Genomic DNA, 18,702 nt, shown 5'->3' with positions numbered 1-18,702 from the left:
TGCACGCCGAGCGCTGGGCAGAGCCTGCCCCCGCGTTCCGGTTCCGTGTGTCCGCTTCGCTCGTCACCCCACCCGCATGGAGTCACGGCATGAAACTCAGATCCTTGGGTGTCGCGCTGGCCGCAATGGCCGCGCTCGTCACCCTGCCCCTGCACAGCAGCCCGGCCGCGGCGGCGGACCTGCCGCTGTCCCAGGGCAAGACGGCCACCTCGTCCTCCGACGAGAACGCGGGCACCGTCGCCGCCAACGCCGTCGACGGCAACACCGCCACCCGCTGGTCCTCCGCAGCCACCGACAGCCAGTGGCTCCAGGTCGACCTCGGCTCCACGGCCACCATCACCCAGGTCGTCCTCAACTGGGAGACCGCGTACGGCAGCGACTACAAGATCCAGACGTCCGCGGACGGCGCCACCTGGACCGACATCAAGTCGGTGACCGGCGGCGACGGCGGCACCGACACGCTCGACGTCTCCGGCACGGGCCGCTACGTCCGGATGTCCGGCGTTCACCGCGCCACCCAGTACGGCTACTCCCTCTGGGAGTTCCAGGTCTTCGGCAGCACCGGCGGCACCACCCCGCCGACGGGCTGCGACACGGCCAACGCGGCGCAGGGCAAGACGGCGACCGCCTCCTCCACCGAGAACGCCGGCACCCCGGCGTCGGCCGCCTTCGACGGCAACACCGGCACCCGCTGGTCCAGCGCCGCCTCCGACCCGCAGTGGATCCAGGTCGACCTCGGCTCGTCCCAGAGCCTGTGCCGGATCGACCTCAACTGGGAGACGGCGTACGGCAAGAGCTTCCAGATCCAGGCCTCGGCCGACGGCCAGACCTGGACCACCCTCAAGTCCGTCACCGACGGCACCGCGGGCTCGACGTCCTACGACGTCTCCGGCCAGGGCCGCTACGTACGGATCAACGGCACCACGCGCGGCACGGTCTACGGCTACTCGCTCTGGGAGGTCGCCGTCCACACCGGTTCCGGAGGCGGCAGCGGCCCGGTGCAGGGCGGCGGCGACCTCGGCCCCAACGTGATCGTCGTCGACCCCTCGACGCCCAACCTCCAGGCGAAGTTCGACCAGGTCTTCGCACAGCAGGAGTCGAACCAGTTCGGCACCGGCCGCTACCAGTTCCTCATGAAGCCCGGCACCTACAACGGGATCAACGCCCAAGTCGGCTTCTACACCTCGATCTCCGGCCTCGGCCTCAACCCCGACGACGTCCACATCAACGGGGACATCACCGTCGACGCGGGCTGGTTCAACGGCAACGCGACCCAGAACTTCTGGCGTTCGGCGGAGAACCTGTCGATCACGCCCTCCAACGGCACCGACCGCTGGGCGGTGGCCCAGGCGGCCCCGTTCCGCCGCATCCACGTGCAGGGCGGCCTCAACCTCGCCCCGAACGGCTACGGTTGGGCCTCCGGCGGCTACATCGCCGACTCCAAGATCGACGGTACCGTCGGCCCGTACTCCCAGCAGCAGTGGTACACCCGCGACAGCTCCGTCGGCGGCTGGACCAACGGCGTCTGGAACATGACCTTCTCCGGCGTCCAGGGCGCCCCGGCCACCAACTTCGACTCCGGCCCCTACACCACCCTGGACAACACTCCCGTCTCGCGTGAGAAGCCGTACCTCTACCTGGACGGCTCCACGTACAAGGTGTTCGTGCCCTCCAAGCGCACCAACGCGCGCGGCGTCTCCTGGCCCAACACCCCCGGTACGTCGCTCCCGCTGGACCAGTTCTACGTGGTCAAGCCCGGCGCGACCGCGTCGACCATCAACACCGCGCTCGCCCAGGGCCTGAACCTGCTCTTCACCCCGGGCGTCTACCACCTCGACCAGACCATCAACGTGACCCGGGCGAACACCGTCGTCCTCGGTCTCGGCCTGGCGACGATCATTCCGGACAACGGCGTCGACGCCATGCACGTGGCGGATGTGGACGGAGTCAAGCTCGCCGGCTTCCTGATCGACGCCGGCCGCACCAACTCCAACACCCTGCTGCAGATCGGCCCGGCCGGCAGCTCCGCCGACCACTCCGCCAACCCGACCACCATGCAGGACGTGTTCGTGCGCATCGGCGGCGCGGGCCCCGGCCTCGCCACCAACTCCGTCGTCGTCAACAGCGACGACGTCATCGTCGACCACACCTGGCTCTGGCGCGCCGACCACGGCGAAGGCGTCGGCTGGGACACCAACAGAGCCGACTACGGCCTCGTGGTCAACGGCGACGACGTCCTCACCACCGGCCTGTTCGTCGAGCACTTCAACAAGTACGACGTGCTGTGGAACGGCGAACGCGGACGCACGATCTTCTTCCAGAACGAGAAGGCCTACGACGTCCCGAACGCCGCCGCCATCACCCATGACGGCATCGTCGGCTACGCGGCCTACAAGGTCGCCGACTCCGTCAACGTGCACGAGGCATGGGGCCTGGGCAGCTACTGCAACTTCACCTCCGACCCGTCGATCGTGCAGGCCCACGGCTTCCAGGTGCCGGTCAAGACAGGGATCAAACTGCACGACATCCTGGTGATCTCCCTGGGCGGCAAGGGCCAGTACGCCCACGTCGTCAACAACACCGGCGCACCCACGTCGGGCACGGACACCGTTCCCTCGAAGATCACGTCGTTCCCCTGACGGTGAGCGTGCCGGCGGTCTGACCGCCGGCACCGCGCACGGACCGCCGACAGGACGCGGGTGCCGGGTGCCTTCCTCCGCGGAGGGGACCCGGCACCCGCACGTCGTGGGCGGGGGAGTCGGCAGGCACCGACGCCGACGGCGGCCCGTCGCACGGCCCTCCAGGGAGCCGGATGCCATGGCCCGCCGGAGGACCGGCCGCGCGCGCCGCCCTGCCTCGGGGGTTACGCGGGCAGGGTGTCCGCGGAGTCCTGTGCGGTCGCAGCCGCCGTGCCCGTCCGCAGGATGCCCTCGACGCCGTCCAGGAACGTCTCGCAGATCAGTGACGGATCGAAGAGGCAGCCTGCCGCCATGGCGCCGTCGCGGAGCATGACGAAGTGGCGGCCCGCAGCGTCGGAAGGCTCGCAGCCGGCGTCCTCCATCAGCTGCGTGACGGTGTCCAGGAACCACTGCCGGTGAGCCAGCACGGCCTGGTGGACGGGGTGCGCCGGGTCGGGGTACTCCGCCGCCGCGTTCAGGAAGGCGCATCCGCGGAAACCGGGGGACTGGATGCCCTCGCCGATGGACCGGCCCACGGCCCGGACCGTGTCGGCCCCGGACAGACCCTGCGCCCGGACGGCTTCCACCTGGCCGCGGATGCCGAGGTCGGCTGCTTGGAGGTAGGAGAGGATCAGCTCCTCTTTCCCCTTGAAGTGCCGGTACAGGGTGGCGCGGGTGACCTGCGCCTCCGCGATGATCCGGTCCACGCCGACGGAGTGGATCCCCTCGGCGTAGAAGATCCGGGTCGCCGTACCGAGCAGCCGCGCCCGCGCCCCGGACGTGCCCTCGGCCTCTGTGCTCGCACTCATGCCGCCACCGTAGCAGCCTGCGAGGGAGAACGTTCGGTCTTGACAGCCGGAAGCGGAAGCCTCTTGAATGAGTGACGAGACCGAACGTTCTCCCTCGTCGTGAACGGCCCGTCGTTCACGCGCCGTTCGCGCCCTCACCGGCCTTCGCCGGACCTCACCGAAAGGACCGTCGTGAACACTTCGTCCGCAGCCCCTGCCTCTTCCGCCGCGCCCGCCTCCGCCCTCGCCACGAGTGACACGGCTGCGCTGCGCCGCCTGTACTTCGTGCGCTTCGCGTTCGCCGTGGTGTGGGCGGCCCTGCTGTTCGCCTCCGCGGACGACCTGAGCCCCCTCAGCGCGACCCTGCTGGTGATCTATCCCTTGTTCGACGCGGCCTGCGCGGTCGTCGACGTCAGGTCCGCCAGGGCGAACCGCGCCCCGGTACGCGGTCTCTACGTCAACATCGCGCTCAGCACCCTCACCGCCGCCGGGTTGGTGGCCGCCACGGCATCCGGCATTCCGGCCGCCCTGCGGGTCTGGGGTGCCTGGGCCGTCACCGCGGGACTCGTCCAGCTGGTCGTCGGTGTCCTGCGCCGAGGCCTGGGCGGGCAGTGGCCGATGATCGCCAGCGGCGCCATCTCCACTCTCGCCGGTTCCTCCTTCATCGCCCAGGCGGGCAAGGACAACGCCTCCCTGAGCAGCCTCGCCGGTTACGCCACCCTCGGCGGAGTCTTCTTCCTCGTCTCCGCACTCCGCCTGGGGCGAGCCAACAAGGCCGCCTGACGTCCTCCGTCTGACGTCCTCCACGTGACCTCCTGCACCTGCCGATCGATCGGCTCAGCCGGAAATCGGTTGATGGGGCTATCGGGTCGCACCGCGAGGGAAAAGCCGTCGCATTCGGTCAACAGCGGCAGGCCGGCGCCTTGGGATACGTGCGAGAGGGGAACGCGGGTGCGACTGAGACCAGCCATTTGTGTGGAATGACGGGAGAGTCGGGCGCCCGCATTTGTGAGGGCGTTGTGGGGGTAGGCGAAGGTGACCGCCGCTGTGCCGGAAGGGTGAGCGGGCTTTGAGAAAGTGGTGGGCATGGACATCGGTCACAGGAACAACGTCACCATCACCGGAAACCCCGAGGGGCGCACGGTGGTGCTGGCGCACGGGTTCGGTTGTGACCAGAACATGTGGCGCCTGACAGTGCCTGCCCTGGCCCCCGAGTACCGGGTGGTGCTCTACGACTATGTGGGCGCGGGCCACTCCGACCTCTCCGCCTTCTCCGAGGCCCGCTACTCCTCCCTGGAGGGCTACGCCCAGGACGTGGAGGAGATCTGCGAGGCCCTCGACCTGAGGGATGCGGTGTTCGTGGGCCACTCCGTCAGCGCCATGATCGGCGTCCTGGTCGCCGCCCGCGTCCCGGAGCGCATCGGGGCACTGGTCATGGTCGCTCCGTCCCCCCGCTACATCGACGACGTCGGCTATCGCGGCGGATTCAGTGCCGGGGACATCGACGAACTCCTGGCGTCGCTGGATTCGAACTACCTGGGCTGGTCGGCCGCGATGGCCCCAATGATCATGGGCAACGCGGAGCGGCCCGAACTGGGGGAGGAGCTGGCGCAGAGCTTCTGTGCCACCGACCCCGAGATGGCGAAGGTCTTCGCCCGCACCACGTTCCTGTCGGACTCGCGAGTCGAGCTGAAGAGCGTGCGGGTGCCGACGCTGGTGCTGGAGAGCAGTCAGGACGCCATCGCTCCCCGCGACGTCGGAGCCTTCGTCCACCGGGCGATCCCCGGCTCGACCCTGGTTACCCTGGAAGCGACCGGGCACTGCCCGCACCTGTCCGCGCCCGAGGCCACCAACCAGGCGATCACGGAGTTCCTGGACGGTCTCCGATGACGTTCCGAACCGACCAAGAGCCCGACCCCCAGCAGGACGGCGGAGGTGGGCACACCTCCAACGCGGCGTTCGCGGCGCTGCTGGAGGACAGCGCCGAGGAACTCTACGAGAGCGCCCCGTGCGGTTACCTGTCCACCCTGATGGACGGCACCATCGCCAAGATCAACACCAGGCTGCTCGAATGGCTCGGGCTGGCCGAGGACGACGTGGTGGGCCGCATGCGGTTCACCGACCTGCTCACCGTGGGCGGCAGGCTCTACCACGAGACGCACTTCGCGCCGCTCCTGCAACTGCACGGTGAGATAGGGGGTATCGCTCTGGAGATCAGACAGGCCGGCGGCGGCCGGATGCCCGTCCTGGTCTCCTCCGTCGTCAAGCACGGCGCCACCGGCGGGCCCCTGCTGATCCGCACCACCGTCTTCGACGCCCGCGACCGCCGCGCCTACGAAGAGGAACTCCTGCGCGCCCGCAAGGCGGCCGAAGCCGCCCACCGTCAGGCCGAGGCGGACCGGGCCCGCCTCCAGGACGCGCTCGCCGCACTCCAGCAGTCCCTCCTGCCCGACCGACTGCCCCCGGTGCCCGGCGTGGAGACAGCCGTCCACTACCGCGCCGCGTCCCCCGACCACCTCGGCGGGGACTTCTACGACCTCTTCCCCATCGACGGCAAACGCTTCGGCTTCTTCCTCGGCGACGTGTGCGGCAAGGGCCCCCAGGCCGCCGCGGTCACCTCATTGGCCCGCTACACCCTGCGCGCCGCCGCCCTGCACGACCCCGATCCCATCTCCGCCCTGTCCACCCTCAACCAGGCGGTCTACGAGCGCTACACCACCGGGGACCCGCGCTACTGCACCACCATCTTCGGCACCATCGAACCCGACCTCGCCACCGGGCAGGCCACCGTCCACCTCGCCTCGGGCGGCCACCCTCCCGCGCTCGTCCTGCGCGCCGACGGCGCCGCCGACTTCCTCCACACCCCGGGCGGCCTCCTCGTCGGCATCCTTCAGTCCGCGCACTTCGTCAGCGCCACCGCCACCCTCGAACCCGGCGACACCCTGCTGCTCTACACCGACGGTCTCACCGAGGCCCGTACCGGCGAGGACCGCACCGCGCTCTTCGGCGACGAGGCCCTGCGCGGCTTCGCCGCCCGGCACGCGGGCCGGCCCGCTCGGGTCGTCGTCGAGGCGCTGATCGGATTGCTGGACGACTTCGCCGACGGATTGGAGGACGACACAGCCTTGCTCGCACTCGGAGTGCCCGCCCCTAAGCCACAGGAGTGAAGCCCCTTCCCATGAGTCCTCTGAACCTCACCGTCCATTCGTCCGCGAACAACACCGTCGTCGAGGTCGTCGGCGAACTCGACTACGCCACGGCCTCCGAGCTGCGGGAACTGATCACGAGTCTGACGCTCCGCCCCGGCCAGCACCTTGTCCTGGACCTGGGCGGCATGGACTTCTGCGACTCCAGCGGTCTCACGGCCCTGATCATCGCGCACAACGTCACCGAGGCCGCCGGCGTCGGCCTCGTCCTGGCCGCCGTCCCCGCCCACACCCGGCGCGTACTGCGCACTGTCGGCCTGGACCAGATCTTCGTCATCCGCTCCACCGACGACGCGGCGACCGCCTGAGCCGGGTGCGGTGGTGCGGGTCGGCGCCGAGGGCGCGTTGGCCGCGGGGTGCGCGTCGGCGGCGGGGGAGGGGACACCTCTGACTCTCTGAACTCCTCACAAACTCGACCAACTCCGCCGAGGAGCGCGCTTACTTGCTCACCCGCGGATCATTCGCGGAGTTCCTTCGCTTGCGTGTCCCTGCGTGAGCGGTATACCTCGGCGGCGAGTGGGACCAGGGACAGGGCCACGATCACCGCGACCATCGGCAACAGATACCGGTCCACGTTCGGCACGGACGAGCCCAGCGCGTAGCCAGCCAGGGTGAGACCCAGGCTCCAGACCAGGCCGCCGGTCACCTGCCACACGGTGAACGTCCGCACCGGTACCCGCAGGGCGCCCGCCATCGGATTCAGCACCGTGCGCACCACCGGGACGAAGCGGGCCAGCACGATCGCCTTCGCGTACCCATAGCGCTCCAGCAGCTCCTCGGCGCGCTTCGCGCCTTGGTGCAAGCGCGCCGAGCGGCTGCGGGCGAGCAGGGCACCGCCCGCTCGTCTGCCCAGGAAGTACCCGCACTGCGAGCCGGCCAGCGCACCCACCGCCGCCGCGACCAGCAGCGGGGTCAGTGACAGCTTCAGGCCGCGGTCGGCGGCACCGGTGCACAGCAGACCCGCCGTGAACAGCAGTGAGTCGCCCGGGAGGAAGAAGCCGACGAGCAGTCCCGTCTCCGCGAACAGCACCACCCCCACACCCAGCACGCCGAAGGCGGACAGCAGGGAGCGCGCATCCAGCACATTGACAGCGAGCTGCGATGCCAGGTGCGGGGTTGTGGTCATCATGGAGCCTCTTCGTCCTTCGTTCTTCGTCGTTCGTCCGGTCCGTCGGAACGCTGCGACGCCGACATCCGCCATCCGCTAAATGACTACAATCCTGTAGACGGTCTACTGAACTGTAGACGAAAGGGGAGCGAGGATCGTTCCCATGGCCCACGCGAGTTGCGAGAGGTGGCCGCTCGGCGAGCACAAGACGGCGGCCATGGCCCGGACCACGACAGTGACAGCTTCACTGTGCAGACGCCCCGGTTCCCGCTGAGACACCGGCTGGCCGGGTGCGACGATCATCCTCGTGTCTTCACTGCCTGCCATGGAGTGAGAGGACGGGGAAGGCGTGGATGTGTACGAAGCCGTGGACAGTCGTAGGGCTGTGCGGGCGTTCAGTGGTAGGCCGGTGCCCAAGGAGGTTCTCGAACGTGTGCTGGCGGCAGCGGCACGGGCCCCGTCGAGCGGGAACCTCCAGCCGTGGCATGTGTACGTCGTCACTGGCGAACCCTTGGCCGAGCTGAAGAAGCGCGCGACGGCCAAGGCGCTTGCGGGAGACCCTGGTGACGAGCGCGAGTATCCGATGTATCCGGCTGGACTGGCGTCACCGTATCTGGACCGCTTTTCCGCAGCGGCCGCCCAGCGGTACGAGGCCTTGGGGATCGAGCGTGACGATCCCGCCCGGCCCGTGAAGATCGCCGTCTTGAACGCGGAGGCGTTCGGGGCGCCGGTCGTGCTGTTCTGCTACCTCGACCGGACGATGGGGCCCGGGCAGTGGGGGGACGCGGGGATGTACCTGCAAACGGTCATGCTGTTACTGAGGGCGGAAGGGCTGCACAGCTGCCCGCAGGTGATGTGGACGACGTATCGCGAGACCGTCAGCGAGATGGTCGGAGCCGATGACGAACTCGTGCTGTTCTGCGGCGTCGCGGTGGGATTCGAGAAGGAGGGTGCGCCCCAACTGCGCACCACGCGGGCGGACATGACAGAAACGGTGAGCTTCGTCGGAACGTGACCCACCAACCGGCCGGCGTAGTCCGAGACGGTGCGGGACAGCTTCGCGTATCCGCCATCAGACAGGGATGAGGGCAGCAAACAGCGCCTCATCGAGACTGTCCTGCGTACCGCCACCCTGAGGCCGCCCATGTGGAAGAAACCAACTCCGCGTACCCGCCGCGTACCGAGGTCGACGACACCTCACCACGTAGGTCGGGGCCTTAATCTCTGTCCATGAAGCGGCGGTTGAGGAAGAAGTTCTCGCGACGTTTGTTCGGAGCGATTCAGGCGGGCGATGTGGTCGCCGTGAAGGCCTTGCTGGGGGCGGGAGTTGACCCGGAGGAATCCGACAGTGAGGGCACTACGGCGCTCTATGCCGCTGCGGTGAATGGCAGGGCCGCGATCGTCGGATTGCTCCTGTCGGCAGGCGCATCTCCCGAGGTCGAAAGCAGGGGGATCGGCGCGGAGGGTACGCCGTTGTGCGCGGCTGCCTGTTGGGGGCATATCGAGACGGTGCGTGAGTTGTTGGCCTTCGGGGCTGATCCGAACGCAAGGGAGGATCGTGGCACCGGCCGGTCGCCTCTGGAGTGGGCGAACAACGGTCCCCATCCCGAGACGGCCGCCCTTCTTGTTGCGGCGGGGGCGATCGACAGTCAGCAACAGGTGGGCCAGGGGCGGTAGTTCGGCACTGTGCACCCCGGTAGCGGATTGCTCGCGGTTCGCGCCATGGCGCTTCGTGGGGGCGCTGAGGTGGGCGGTCGTGGCGCGCTGGTGGGTGGGCGTGGTGTCTCCGGATTTCCGCGGTCGGGTTGAGGACCCACTACTTGTGGCCCGAACGGCCGGCGGTGACCGTCGGTTGTCCGCAGGTTGTCCGCGTGTATCCGGACGATCTCAGGGCCCGGCGATAGTGGGTCAGTTCTCCAAGCCGATGCCTGCCTCAGGGGCCAGGGTTCCCGCGTCGGCGCTCGACACGACTCTCTAGGTGGACGCCGACTTGCCCGCCCCGTGCCGCAGGCCGTCCAGGAGTAGGTCGAGGATGCGGCCGGCCCGTTCGCGTTGGTCGGGGGCGCTGGTGATCAGGGCGACGCCGGCCAGGCCGAAGCCGACGTCGAAGGGGTCGACGTCCGGGCGCAGGAGTCCGGAGTCCGCGCCCGCGCGCAACAGGGTGCCGAGTGCGGTGCCGAGTCTCTCCAGGGTCTCGGCGAAGGGGTCCGCACCGGATGCGATCGCGGCCCGCAGGGCGTCCGCCATGCCCTGCTTGGCGGCCAGGTAGTCGATGAAGCGGTCCATCCACAGGCGGAGCGCCCGGTCCGGCGCATGCTCGGCGAGCAACTGGGTCGCGCTGTCGCAGACGCGCGCCAGTTCGTTGCGGTAGGCCGCTTCGACCAGCGCCTCGCGGGTGGGGAAGTGGCGGTAGAGCGTGGCCGAGCCGACGCCTGAGGCCTTGGCGATCGTGTCGATCGCGACGTCCGGGCCCTGCTCGGAGAACGCGCGTACCGCCGTCTCGAGGATGCGCTCACGGTTGCGGCGGGCATCGGCGCGCAGCACGCTCGGCTTGGTGGTCAAGGCGGCTCCTTCCGTCGAGGGCCAGTCTAACTGGACAAACGGGGAGTTCCCCGCTTAGTTTGACGGTAACCGGGGAACTCCCCGATTACGAACGCCGAACGCCGGCCCGTTGTGCGCCGCTACTCCCCAGGCAAGGAAGAGCCTCATGACCTCCCCGAAGACGGTTCTGATCACCGGTACGTCCTCCGGCATCGGACTGGCCGCGGCCATCGGCACCGCCCGGGCGGGCTGGCTGACCGTCGCCACCATGCGGGACACCGGCAAGGCCGAGGCCCTGCGCGAGGCCGCCGCCGAGGCGGGTGTCACCAACCGGATCCAGGTCAAGCGTCTGGACGTGACCGACGCCGCCGGCGTCACGGCCTGTCTGGACGAGGTCGTCGCCGAACACGGCCGCCTGGACGCGCTGGTCAACAACGCGGGCGCCGCCCAGGTCGGCACCATCGAGCAGAGCAGTGTCGACGACGTCCGCGCGGCCATGGAGGTCAACTTCTTCGGCGTGGTGGCGGCGACCCGGGCCGCGCTGCCGCATCTGCGTGCCTCAAAAGGCCGGGTGATCACCGTCAGCAGCGTCGGCGGAGTCGTCGGCCAGCCCTTCAACGAGGCCTACTGCGCGGCCAAGTTCGCGGTCGAGGGCTTCATGCAGTCCCTCGCACCGGTCGCCGCGACCGTCGGTGTCGATGTCACCGTGATCGAGCCCGGAGCGGTGGCGAGCGAGTTCGTCGCCAATCTCGGCCTGGACGTGCCCGCTCTGATCGCCGCCGCCGGGCCCTACGGCCAGGCTCTCGAGGCCTACATCACCCGCACCCAGCAGTCGTTCAGCAACGCCCAGACCCCGGCCGAGGCAGCCGCCCCGATCATCGAGGCCCTGACCGTCGCGCAGCCGCCTTTCCGTATCCAGACCTCGCAGTGGGCCCGCGACTTCGTAGCCACCAGCCTCGCCGACTCCGACGGCTCCGCCGTCCAGAACCTCACCGGCGGCTGGGTGCGCTGACACCGCCCTGCCGGGAACTCGGCTGGAGTGCGGGATGCTGGGCCGACGGCGGCTCACGGTCGTAGTCCGTCCACCCACCCCTTCGGCTCCGTTCTTGCGGTGTGACCGTACGGAAGTGGCAGCAGCGGAAAGGCGTCGATGGGCTTCGGAGGCCGGATACGTCAGGCCGGTGAGTCCTCGGGCTCCTGGGTCCGCTCGGGTTCGGGCTCCGTCCTGGCGGCCAGTCGCTCCGCCGTTCCCTGGAACGCTGCCCACGCCAGGAACAGGATCTCGACCGCCGCCGTGATCCCCGCCGCCAGGAATTTCCCGGAACCCGTCGGCCGCTCACCCCGGTAGAGCGGGATCTTCCCCTTGGGGTCCACGGTGACGGTGACCGTCTGACCGACCTTCAGCTTCTCGCCGTAGATCGTGCCGGGTATCGGTCGGCCCGACGGGTCCTTGAACTCCGCGGCGAGGAGGGGCGCGCTCGGCCCCTCGTCGACCCAGTACGTGTCGCTCACCGTCGCCCGTATCTCCTGGCCCCGGTCGTGCAACGCCCGCTGGTCCAGGCCCGAATAGGTCAGGTGCACCACGGCCAGTGCGCTGATGGGTATCACGATCATCGCCAGGACGCCCCAGCCCTCGGGTTTCTCCATGCTCGGCACCATCGTCAGGAGGACGCCGAGTGCCAGGAGGAAGACCACCGGATAGAGCAGCAGCGCCAGCCAGACGTTTTGCGTCACGTGCAGCAGGCTGCCGACGGCGACCTCGGCGCCCAGGCACACCGCCCCCGAACCCGCCAGGGCCAGTGCGATCAGGCCCACCTGGCGGATCGTTCTGCGTATACGTTCACCCACAGTGCTCACCGGCTCTCCCCCCTCCGCGATCACCGTGCCCACTCCCCAACTGGCAGGAGGAGAAGGGTGATCCATACCTTGATCGTGCCCGCGATCGGGATCACTTTCCCTGCTGCTTAAAGGTGCGCACCACTGGTTTTGGTTCCCTGACACGGCTCTGCACCGTGCTGCACGTGAGTCCGGCCTCTTGCGGGTAGGGCGCACGCCCGTATTCCGTGCGCCGATTCACCTCTCCGGCCTCCGGTCTCCGGCCGCAGGTCTCTGGTCTCTGGTTTCGGCCGTGTCGATCGCGTCTCCCACCAGGGCACTTGGATGGGCGCCCAGCCGCTGCGGGCTGGCATGGCCCGGTCATATGTGAGGAGCGTGATGGCATCGACCGGGCTTCGCTGAGCATACGTAGGGCATGAGAGCCGCGATCTCCGGGCGCGCCATGGGCGCCGGCGGAGCACGGTGGCGCGGCTCTGAGGTGGATGAAGGACTGTCGCATACCGGGGTATATGGTCACGGACCGGTTCAAGAACCTCTGTGATCAGGTTCCGGATTCTGATAATGGTTGTCCTGCGACAATGACTCGTGGGAGTCGGCGAAGTCCGGTCGCCTCTCGCCTGGGGCACCTGCTGTCACGTCGGCGAGACGGAGGCTGTGACGCGAGGAGGCGGTGTGGCGAGGGATCGGATCGGGCTGGCCGAGGTTCTGGCGGCGGCGGAGAGCGCCGCGCCGGTGTCCTCCCTGGACGTCGTGGCGCACAACCTGCGCGACCGGTTCGGCGCGCGATACGTGTCGTTCCTCTTCGTCGACGTCGTCGGACGGCGCCTGCTGCGGGTCAACGACACGGCGGTCCGCGACCACGAGGAGCAGACCGAACAGGTCCCTCTGGCCGGCAGCGGTGTCTACGACGATGTCCTGCGGACCCAGAAGCCGGTGCTGGCGCCGCAGGGCGAGGAGGGGCAGCGGGTACTGGCCCCGGTCACCAATCGCGGCGATGCCATCGGCGTCCTGGAGCTGTTCCTCACCGAGGTCACCGAGGACGTGCTGGAGCAGGTCGAGGAGGCCGCGCACGCGCTGGCGTACATCATCGTCACCGACCGGCGCTTCACTGACCTCTATCACTGGGGCAACCGCACCACCGCGGTCAGCCTGGCCGCTGAGATCCAGCGCCAGTTGCTGCCCTCGGCTCCCTCCTGCGAAGCTCCCGAATTCACCCTCGCCGGCGCTCTGGTGCCGGCGTCGGACATCGCCGGCGACACCTACGACTACAGCCTCGACACTGACACGCTGCACCTCTCCGTCACCGATGCCATGGGCCACGACGTGGACGCCTCGCTGATGGCGACCCTCCTGGTCAACGCCTCCCGCGGTGCCCGCAGGGCCGGAGATGACCTCGCCGAGCAGGCCCGCCGGACCCACCGTGCCCTCCTCGACCACGGCCGACGCACCTTCGCCACCGGCCAGTTGCTGCGCATCGCCCTGGACGGAAGCGGCGGCCACATCGTCAATGCCGGCCACCCCTGGCCGTTGCGGCTGCGTGACGGAGCGGTCGAGGAACTGCGCCTGGTCGTGAACATGCCCTTCGGCTTCGTCGAGCAGGGCCCCTACCAGGTGCAGGATCTCGACCTGCGCCCCGGTGACCGCCTTGTGCTGTACACCGACGGAATGCAGGAACGCGAGGCCCACGCAGTCGACCTCTCCGGCCTTCTCCGCGCCACCGCCGCCGAGCATCCGCGTGAGGTCGTACGCACGATGGTCACCGCCGTCACCGACGCCTACGAGGGCCGATCACCGAAGGACGACGCGACCGTCGTGTGCCTGGACTGGCACGGTCCCCGCCGTGGAAGCAGCCACGTGAAGGCCTGACGCGTCGTCCGAGCGGGAGGCGTCACCTGTGGTGAGGTGAAGACCTCGGCGCGGCGCGGACAGGGTCCCGGTCGGCCGGGGCAGGCGCGGGTGTTGGCCGCTTCCTTCCCGTCCTGTCGCTCTTCAGGCTGACGGGTCGTTCATCCCTCGTCCAGGCACAGGCAGAACGGATGTCCGGCCGGGTCGACGAGCACGCGGACGTTCTCCTGCGGCTGGAACTCCGCCACCGTGGCGCCCAGGTCCACCGCTTCGGCGACCGCCGAATCGAGATCGCCGACCTGGAAGTCGAAGTGCATCATGGGCCGTTGCTCGCCCTCCGTCGGCGGCCACACCGGAGCCTGGTAGCCGTCCGCCTGCTGGAACACGAAGAACGGACCTTGCGGGGAGGCGGCGACGACGGCCGTGCCCGGCTCCTCGTGTCCGATGTGCCAACCGAGCAGGTCGGCGTAGAACCTCGCCAGGGCGCTGGGATCCGGCGCCTCGATCGAGGTTCCCCACCACATACCGCCGGTTCGAGATCTCATGTCAGCAGCCTGCCCCATGATCCCGGGCTTGTCGTGGGTGACGGACGCCAGGTCGCGATTGCTCGGGGGCGTTCGCCGAGGTGACCGTCTTTGAAGCAGGAGCGTCGGACAGAGGCAGGGAGAACCACACGATCTTGCCGTCCTCCGAGAGCAAGTTGCCCCAAGTGGAGGCCAGTTGGTCCAGGAGGGCCAGTCCGCGACCCGACTCCTCGTCGGGGGCGGCGGTCCTGGCGCGAGGCAGGACCGGGCTGCCGTCGCACACCTCGATGTGGAGTTCGTCCCTGGTACGGCGCAGCCGCAGCCGCAGCGGATCGCAGGCGTGGCGTACCGAGTTGGACAACAGCTCGGAGGCCAGCAGACAGGCCGTGTCGGCAAGATCCTCGCAGTCCCAGTCCCGCAGGGTGTGGCGCAGGAACCGGCGCCCTTCCCCCACGCTGATGGGCTGCGCCGGAAGGAGCGCGGACACCGCGGTCACCGACGCGGGAGGCATACGGGCCAGCAGCAGGGTCACGTCGTCGCTGTAGTCCTGGGGCTCGTGCAGCAGGGCGGTGAGGACGGAGTCGGCGGCGCGCTCAAGGCAGGCGGTGTCGGCGACGGCCTTCTCGAGAGCTGTGCCCAGAGCGTCGATCTGCAGCTCGATGTCGCTGGTGGGGGTCTCCACCAGGCCATCGGTGTAGAGGGCGAGGACCGAGTCCGGCGGCACGGTCAGCCGGGTCTCCTGATGGGGTACGTCTCCGACGCCCAGCGGGACACTGACGTCGACCGGGAGCCTGTGGACCTGCCCGCTGGGATCCACCGTCAGCACCGGCAGATGGCCGGCCGAGCACACGGTCAGGGCGCTGTCGTCGGGGTCCAGTACCAGGTAGCAGCAGGTGACGAGTTGGTCGGGCAGTTCGCTGACGACCGCGTCAAGGGCCCGCATCAACTGCCAGGGCGGCATACCGGTCTTGGCCAGCGCATGGGAGGCCGAGCGCAACTGGCCCATGACCGCGGCGGCTTCCAGACCGCGGCCCATGACGTCGCCGATCAGGACGCCCATGCGCCCGCCGCCCAGGGCGATCAGGTCGAACCAGTCGCCGCCCACGCCGGGCCCCTGGCGGGCGGGGAAGTACCGGCTGGAGGTGTCCATGCCGGGCAGGGGAAGAGGTGAGCCCATCAGGCTGCGTTGCAGGGTCAAGGCGACATGGCGCTGCTGTTCGTAGAGTTCGGCGAGCTGCGCCTCGGCCTTTTTGCGTTCGCTGACGTCGCGGATGGCGGCGGAGACCAATGTCCCTTCCGGCGTCTCCAGAGGGCTGAGGCTGATCTCGACCGGGAACTCGACGCCGTCGCGGCGGAGCCCGTACAACTCCAGCCCGGCGCCCATGGGGCGCACGCGCCGGTTGTCGACGTAGCCGTGCCGGCGGGCGGGATGGTGACCGTGGAACCGCTGGGGGACCAGGATCTCCACCTGACGCCCCAGGAGCTCTTCCCGCCGGTAGCCGAACAGGGCCTCCGTCTGCGCGTTGACCAACTGGATGACACCCGTGTCGTCCACGATGACGATGGCGTCCGGAGCCGCCTCCAGCAAGGCGCGGAAGCGCGCTTCGGCTGCCTTGCGTTCGCTGACGTCACGGACGGCGGCGGAGATCAACAACCCGTCGGGGGTCTGCAAGGGGCTGATACTGATCTCCACCGGGAACTCGGCCCCGTCCCGGCGCAGCCCGTACAGGTCGAGATTGGCGCCCATGGGGCGGACCTGCTGGTTGGTGGAGTAGCCCAGGCGGTGACCGGGGTGCTGAGCGCGGAAGCGGTGCGGGACCAGCATCTCGATGGGACGGCCGAGCAGTTCGTTGCGGGGATACCCGAACAAGGCCTCGGTCTGCGCGTTCACCAGGCGGATGATGCCGGCGTCATCCACGATCACCATCGCGTCGGGAGCCGCCTCCAGCAACGCCCGAAACGGCTCCTCGGCCACGGGGATCATGTTCGGGTGCGGCTCACGCCTGCCTGTTCGCATGACGTATCTGAGCACTGAACACGGCGAAGCGAGGTGCTTTGTAGGGAAGTGGCCGTACATGACGGTTTATGCCCGCCATGGATTCGCTCGCCGTCCGTTCCCGCGTTCGCACGGCGCGTATCGAGGAGATCGTGGATGCCGGGAGCGCCTGCCGAGGGTGGGTCACCTGCGGGTCCCGTCCGGAGACGGTCCCGGGCTCGCTTACCTGCGTCCGTGGGCCGAGCCACTCGGGTCAAGCGCATCCTCCGAGCAGGCTTCGACGCTGCCCGTTGGTGGAGATCCAGCGTTGAGAGCGAAACGCCGCAGACGCCGAGACTTCGTACGTCGCGGTAACGAGACTTCGTACGCCACGGTAATCCAGCCGATTCCCGCCAGTAGTGTGGGATCGCTTGTGCGGGTGCGCAGTTGGGGGTCCGACCAGGGGGATACCGGACATGCCGGAGGGGTTGGCCCAGTGGGGGCCAGAGCTTTTCATGACGCGGGAACGGGAGCTACGCAGCGGCCCGGCACCGGAGCACCACTGGGGAAGCGGTTTTCCGCAACGGGGCTTCACACCTTGCCTGTTGGCTGTTCTACGGCTGTCAGCGGGCAGGGAATCAGACGCCGGCCCCACCCTTGAGGTGTTGCCGAGGGAGCTTGCCCGCACTGGCCACCTCGTGCGCGCGGCCGAGATGGCGTACACGATCAGTGACGAGCTTGAGCAGGGCACGGAACTTCTGGAACTGGTGCGTGCCGGGGCGGCAGCCGGAGACCTGAGCGGCGCCCAGGCGGTCGCCGAATCCATTCCCGTGCGGCAGGTGCGGGATCTGGCGCTGGTCGGCCTCGTGCCGGAGTGGGCCCGCGCCGGTGAGCGTGACCGGGCCGTCGCTCTGGCGGAGGGCATTCGCTACCCGCACAACTGGGCATGGGCCTGGGCCCTGTTGGCGAAGGCGGTGGCGGACGGCGGGGATGGCGACGCGGCGCTCGGATTCGCCGCTCGCGCCGAGGACGAGGTGAGTTCCTGCGCCGTTGAAGGGGCCGAGCGGGTACTCGCCCTTCTCGTGGAGGTGGCCGTCACCGTCGGCGACCACGCTCGGGCCGTCGCACTCGCCGACCGTGTGGAGGCCCTCGCCCGGTCAGGCGAGTCGGCGGTGTGGGCCGAACCCCGCGCGCTGGTGGTGGTGTTGGTCCGTGAGGTGCTTGCGGGAGATCTCGGTCGGCTCGACGCACTGCTGCGTCGCCTGCCCGTTCCGGTCGTCGCGGCCGGGACGGCGCTCTGTGGGTGGGCGCTTGATCCGGACGAGGACTCCGCTGGCCCGGCCCTCCTCCCATCTCCTCTCACCGCCTGGGACTTGGCGCATGTGCTGGATGCGGTCACCGCGTCCGTCGACCATGCCGTCGCTTTGGCCTTGGCCGACCGAGCCGAGGCACTGCTTGAGACGGTTGGCGGTCGTGGCCACGACGTTCTGCTGAGGTCCGTGACGCTCCTGTTGGCCCGGCACGGTCAGACCGAGCGGGCCATGGCGCTCGTCGAACTCCTCGGTGGCGATCAGTCCATGGCTCGGCGTGCCGAGGTGGTCGGGGAAGTGGCTCGGTCCGGCGACACGGGAGGGGCCGAGGTTCTGGCGCGCGCGATCACCGACTGCCGCGCACAGGACAGGGCGCTGATCGAAGTGGTCCGGGAACTGGCTCGCCGCGGGAATCTGCGTCGAGCGGAATCCCTCGTCCACTCGATCAACGACCGTTGGGCCCAGGGCGAGGCACTGGTGGCGATTGTCCGGGCAACGGCACGGCATGGTGATCCGGACGCGGCGGTGATGCTCGCCCGTTCGATCGCCTACCGTGCGACGCGGGCCCGTGCACTGGCCGAACTCGCGGAACTGGCCGAGCCGTTCCAGGCCCGCAGGCTCGCCGCACAGGCCGTGGCTCTCGACAGCTGGCGTACCGTCCTGCCGGTTCTGGAGCGGATCGTGCCCCAGTCGTTGGCGTTGATCGCCGATCGCGTTGATCGCCGATCGGATGACGAGCTGATGGATGCCGAAGGGCGTCGTCCTGACGAGCCGTAGACCAATGCGGCCACCAGACGACGGTGTCCCTACGGGTTCACCCGATCGAGTCCCTGATCCGGGGCAAGCCGGTACGGCGGTCGCAACGGATTCCCCGCGGCGCGAGATCCGCGT

Annotated in this window: 16 protein-coding genes; 10 read left to right on the top strand and 6 right to left on the bottom strand. The window is 69.2% G+C overall.

Features of this window, described 5'->3' with window-relative positions; genetic code table 11:
* Positions 1-89 precede the first annotated feature (89 nt).
* A complete protein-coding gene (locus ACIPTO_RS16765; RefSeq protein ID WP_366318102.1) occupies positions 90-2,639 on the top strand; it encodes a discoidin domain-containing protein in 2,550 nt (849 codons plus the stop codon).
* Between the two features lie 224 nt (positions 2,640-2,863).
* On the opposite strand, the gene ACIPTO_RS16760 is transcribed toward ACIPTO_RS16765, so the two are convergent.
* Positions 2,864-3,487 carry a TetR/AcrR family transcriptional regulator gene (locus ACIPTO_RS16760; protein ID WP_401192590.1) on the bottom strand — a complete coding sequence of 208 codons (624 nt, stop codon included), beginning with the start codon at positions 3,485-3,487 and terminating at the stop codon, positions 2,864-2,866.
* A gap of 171 nt (positions 3,488-3,658) precedes the next feature.
* Here ACIPTO_RS16760 and ACIPTO_RS16755 point away from each other — a divergent pair, with 171 nt between their 5' ends.
* From ACIPTO_RS16755 to ACIPTO_RS16740, 4 genes are all read left to right on the top strand, one after another.
* On the top strand, positions 3,659-4,249 hold the full coding sequence (locus tag ACIPTO_RS16755; protein ID WP_401192587.1) for a hypothetical protein: 591 nt from the start codon (positions 3,659-3,661) through the stop codon (positions 4,247-4,249).
* Between the two features lie 303 nt (positions 4,250-4,552).
* Positions 4,553-5,356 (top strand): alpha/beta fold hydrolase, encoded by an 804-nt coding sequence (locus ACIPTO_RS16750; RefSeq protein WP_401192584.1) that lies wholly within the window; start codon positions 4,553-4,555, stop codon positions 5,354-5,356.
* On the top strand, positions 5,353-6,633 hold the full coding sequence (locus tag ACIPTO_RS16745) for a PP2C family protein-serine/threonine phosphatase (RefSeq protein WP_401192581.1): 1,281 nt from the start codon (positions 5,353-5,355) through the stop codon (positions 6,631-6,633). Before ACIPTO_RS16750 ends, ACIPTO_RS16745 begins: the two co-directional genes overlap by 4 nt.
* 11 nt (positions 6,634-6,644) lie before the next feature.
* The gene (locus tag ACIPTO_RS16740; RefSeq protein WP_401192578.1) at positions 6,645-6,980 is read left to right on the top strand and encodes an STAS domain-containing protein; all 336 of its coding nucleotides are present in this window, start codon (positions 6,645-6,647) and stop codon (positions 6,978-6,980) included.
* Between the two features lie 149 nt (positions 6,981-7,129).
* Here ACIPTO_RS16740 and ACIPTO_RS16735 read toward each other — a convergent pair whose 3' ends face one another.
* Positions 7,130-7,798 carry a DedA family protein gene (locus ACIPTO_RS16735; protein WP_401193632.1) on the bottom strand — a complete coding sequence of 223 codons (669 nt, stop codon included), beginning with the start codon at positions 7,796-7,798 and terminating at the stop codon, positions 7,130-7,132.
* Positions 7,799-8,129: 331 nt separating this feature from the next.
* Between ACIPTO_RS16735 and ACIPTO_RS16730 the strand changes: the two genes are divergently transcribed.
* Together ACIPTO_RS16730 and ACIPTO_RS16725 are read left to right on the top strand one after the other, a co-directional pair.
* Complete coding sequence (locus ACIPTO_RS16730; protein ID WP_401192575.1) at positions 8,130-8,795, top strand: nitroreductase; 666 nt, start codon at positions 8,130-8,132, stop codon at positions 8,793-8,795.
* A gap of 215 nt (positions 8,796-9,010) precedes the next feature.
* On the top strand, positions 9,011-9,457 hold the full coding sequence (locus tag ACIPTO_RS16725) for an ankyrin repeat domain-containing protein (RefSeq protein ID WP_401192572.1): 447 nt from the start codon (positions 9,011-9,013) through the stop codon (positions 9,455-9,457).
* A 297-nt stretch (positions 9,458-9,754) separates the two neighbouring features.
* Here ACIPTO_RS16725 and ACIPTO_RS16720 read toward each other — a convergent pair whose 3' ends face one another.
* Complete coding sequence (locus tag ACIPTO_RS16720) at positions 9,755-10,342, bottom strand: TetR/AcrR family transcriptional regulator (RefSeq protein WP_401192569.1); 588 nt, start codon at positions 10,340-10,342, stop codon at positions 9,755-9,757.
* Positions 10,343-10,451: 109 nt separating this feature from the next.
* Between ACIPTO_RS16720 and ACIPTO_RS16715 the strand changes: the two genes are divergently transcribed.
* The gene (locus ACIPTO_RS16715) at positions 10,452-11,333 is read left to right on the top strand and encodes an SDR family NAD(P)-dependent oxidoreductase (RefSeq protein ID WP_401192566.1); all 882 of its coding nucleotides are present in this window, start codon (positions 10,452-10,454) and stop codon (positions 11,331-11,333) included.
* 161 nt (positions 11,334-11,494) lie between these two features.
* On the opposite strand, the gene ACIPTO_RS16710 is transcribed toward ACIPTO_RS16715, so the two are convergent.
* Complete coding sequence (locus tag ACIPTO_RS16710; RefSeq protein WP_401192563.1) at positions 11,495-12,136, bottom strand: hypothetical protein; 642 nt, start codon at positions 12,134-12,136, stop codon at positions 11,495-11,497.
* 693 nt (positions 12,137-12,829) lie between these two features.
* On the opposite strand from ACIPTO_RS16710, the gene ACIPTO_RS16705 reads away from it, so the two are divergent.
* On the top strand, positions 12,830-14,023 hold the full coding sequence (locus ACIPTO_RS16705) for a PP2C family protein-serine/threonine phosphatase (protein WP_401192560.1): 1,194 nt from the start codon (positions 12,830-12,832) through the stop codon (positions 14,021-14,023).
* Positions 14,024-14,163: 140 nt separating this feature from the next.
* Here the strand turns inward: ACIPTO_RS16705 and ACIPTO_RS16700 are convergent, their stop codons facing one another.
* Positions 14,164-14,547 (bottom strand): VOC family protein, encoded by a 384-nt coding sequence (locus tag ACIPTO_RS16700; RefSeq protein ID WP_401192557.1) that lies wholly within the window; start codon positions 14,545-14,547, stop codon positions 14,164-14,166.
* Between the two features lies 1 nt (position 14,548).
* On the bottom strand, positions 14,549-16,510 hold the full coding sequence (locus ACIPTO_RS16695) for a PAS domain S-box protein (RefSeq protein WP_401193629.1): 1,962 nt from the start codon (positions 16,508-16,510) through the stop codon (positions 14,549-14,551).
* Between the two features lie 689 nt (positions 16,511-17,199).
* On the opposite strand from ACIPTO_RS16695, the gene ACIPTO_RS16690 reads away from it, so the two are divergent.
* Entirely contained in the window at positions 17,200-18,588 is a 1,389-nt protein-coding gene (locus ACIPTO_RS16690; RefSeq protein ID WP_401192554.1) for a hypothetical protein, read from the top strand.
* The last annotated feature ends 114 nt before the right edge of the window (positions 18,589-18,702 follow it).

The organism is Streptomyces sp. NPDC090083 (assembly GCF_044747445.1).
Lineage (GTDB): Bacteria > Actinomycetota > Actinomycetes > Streptomycetales > Streptomycetaceae > Streptomyces.
This window is presented reverse-complemented; position numbering and strand designations above follow the sequence as displayed.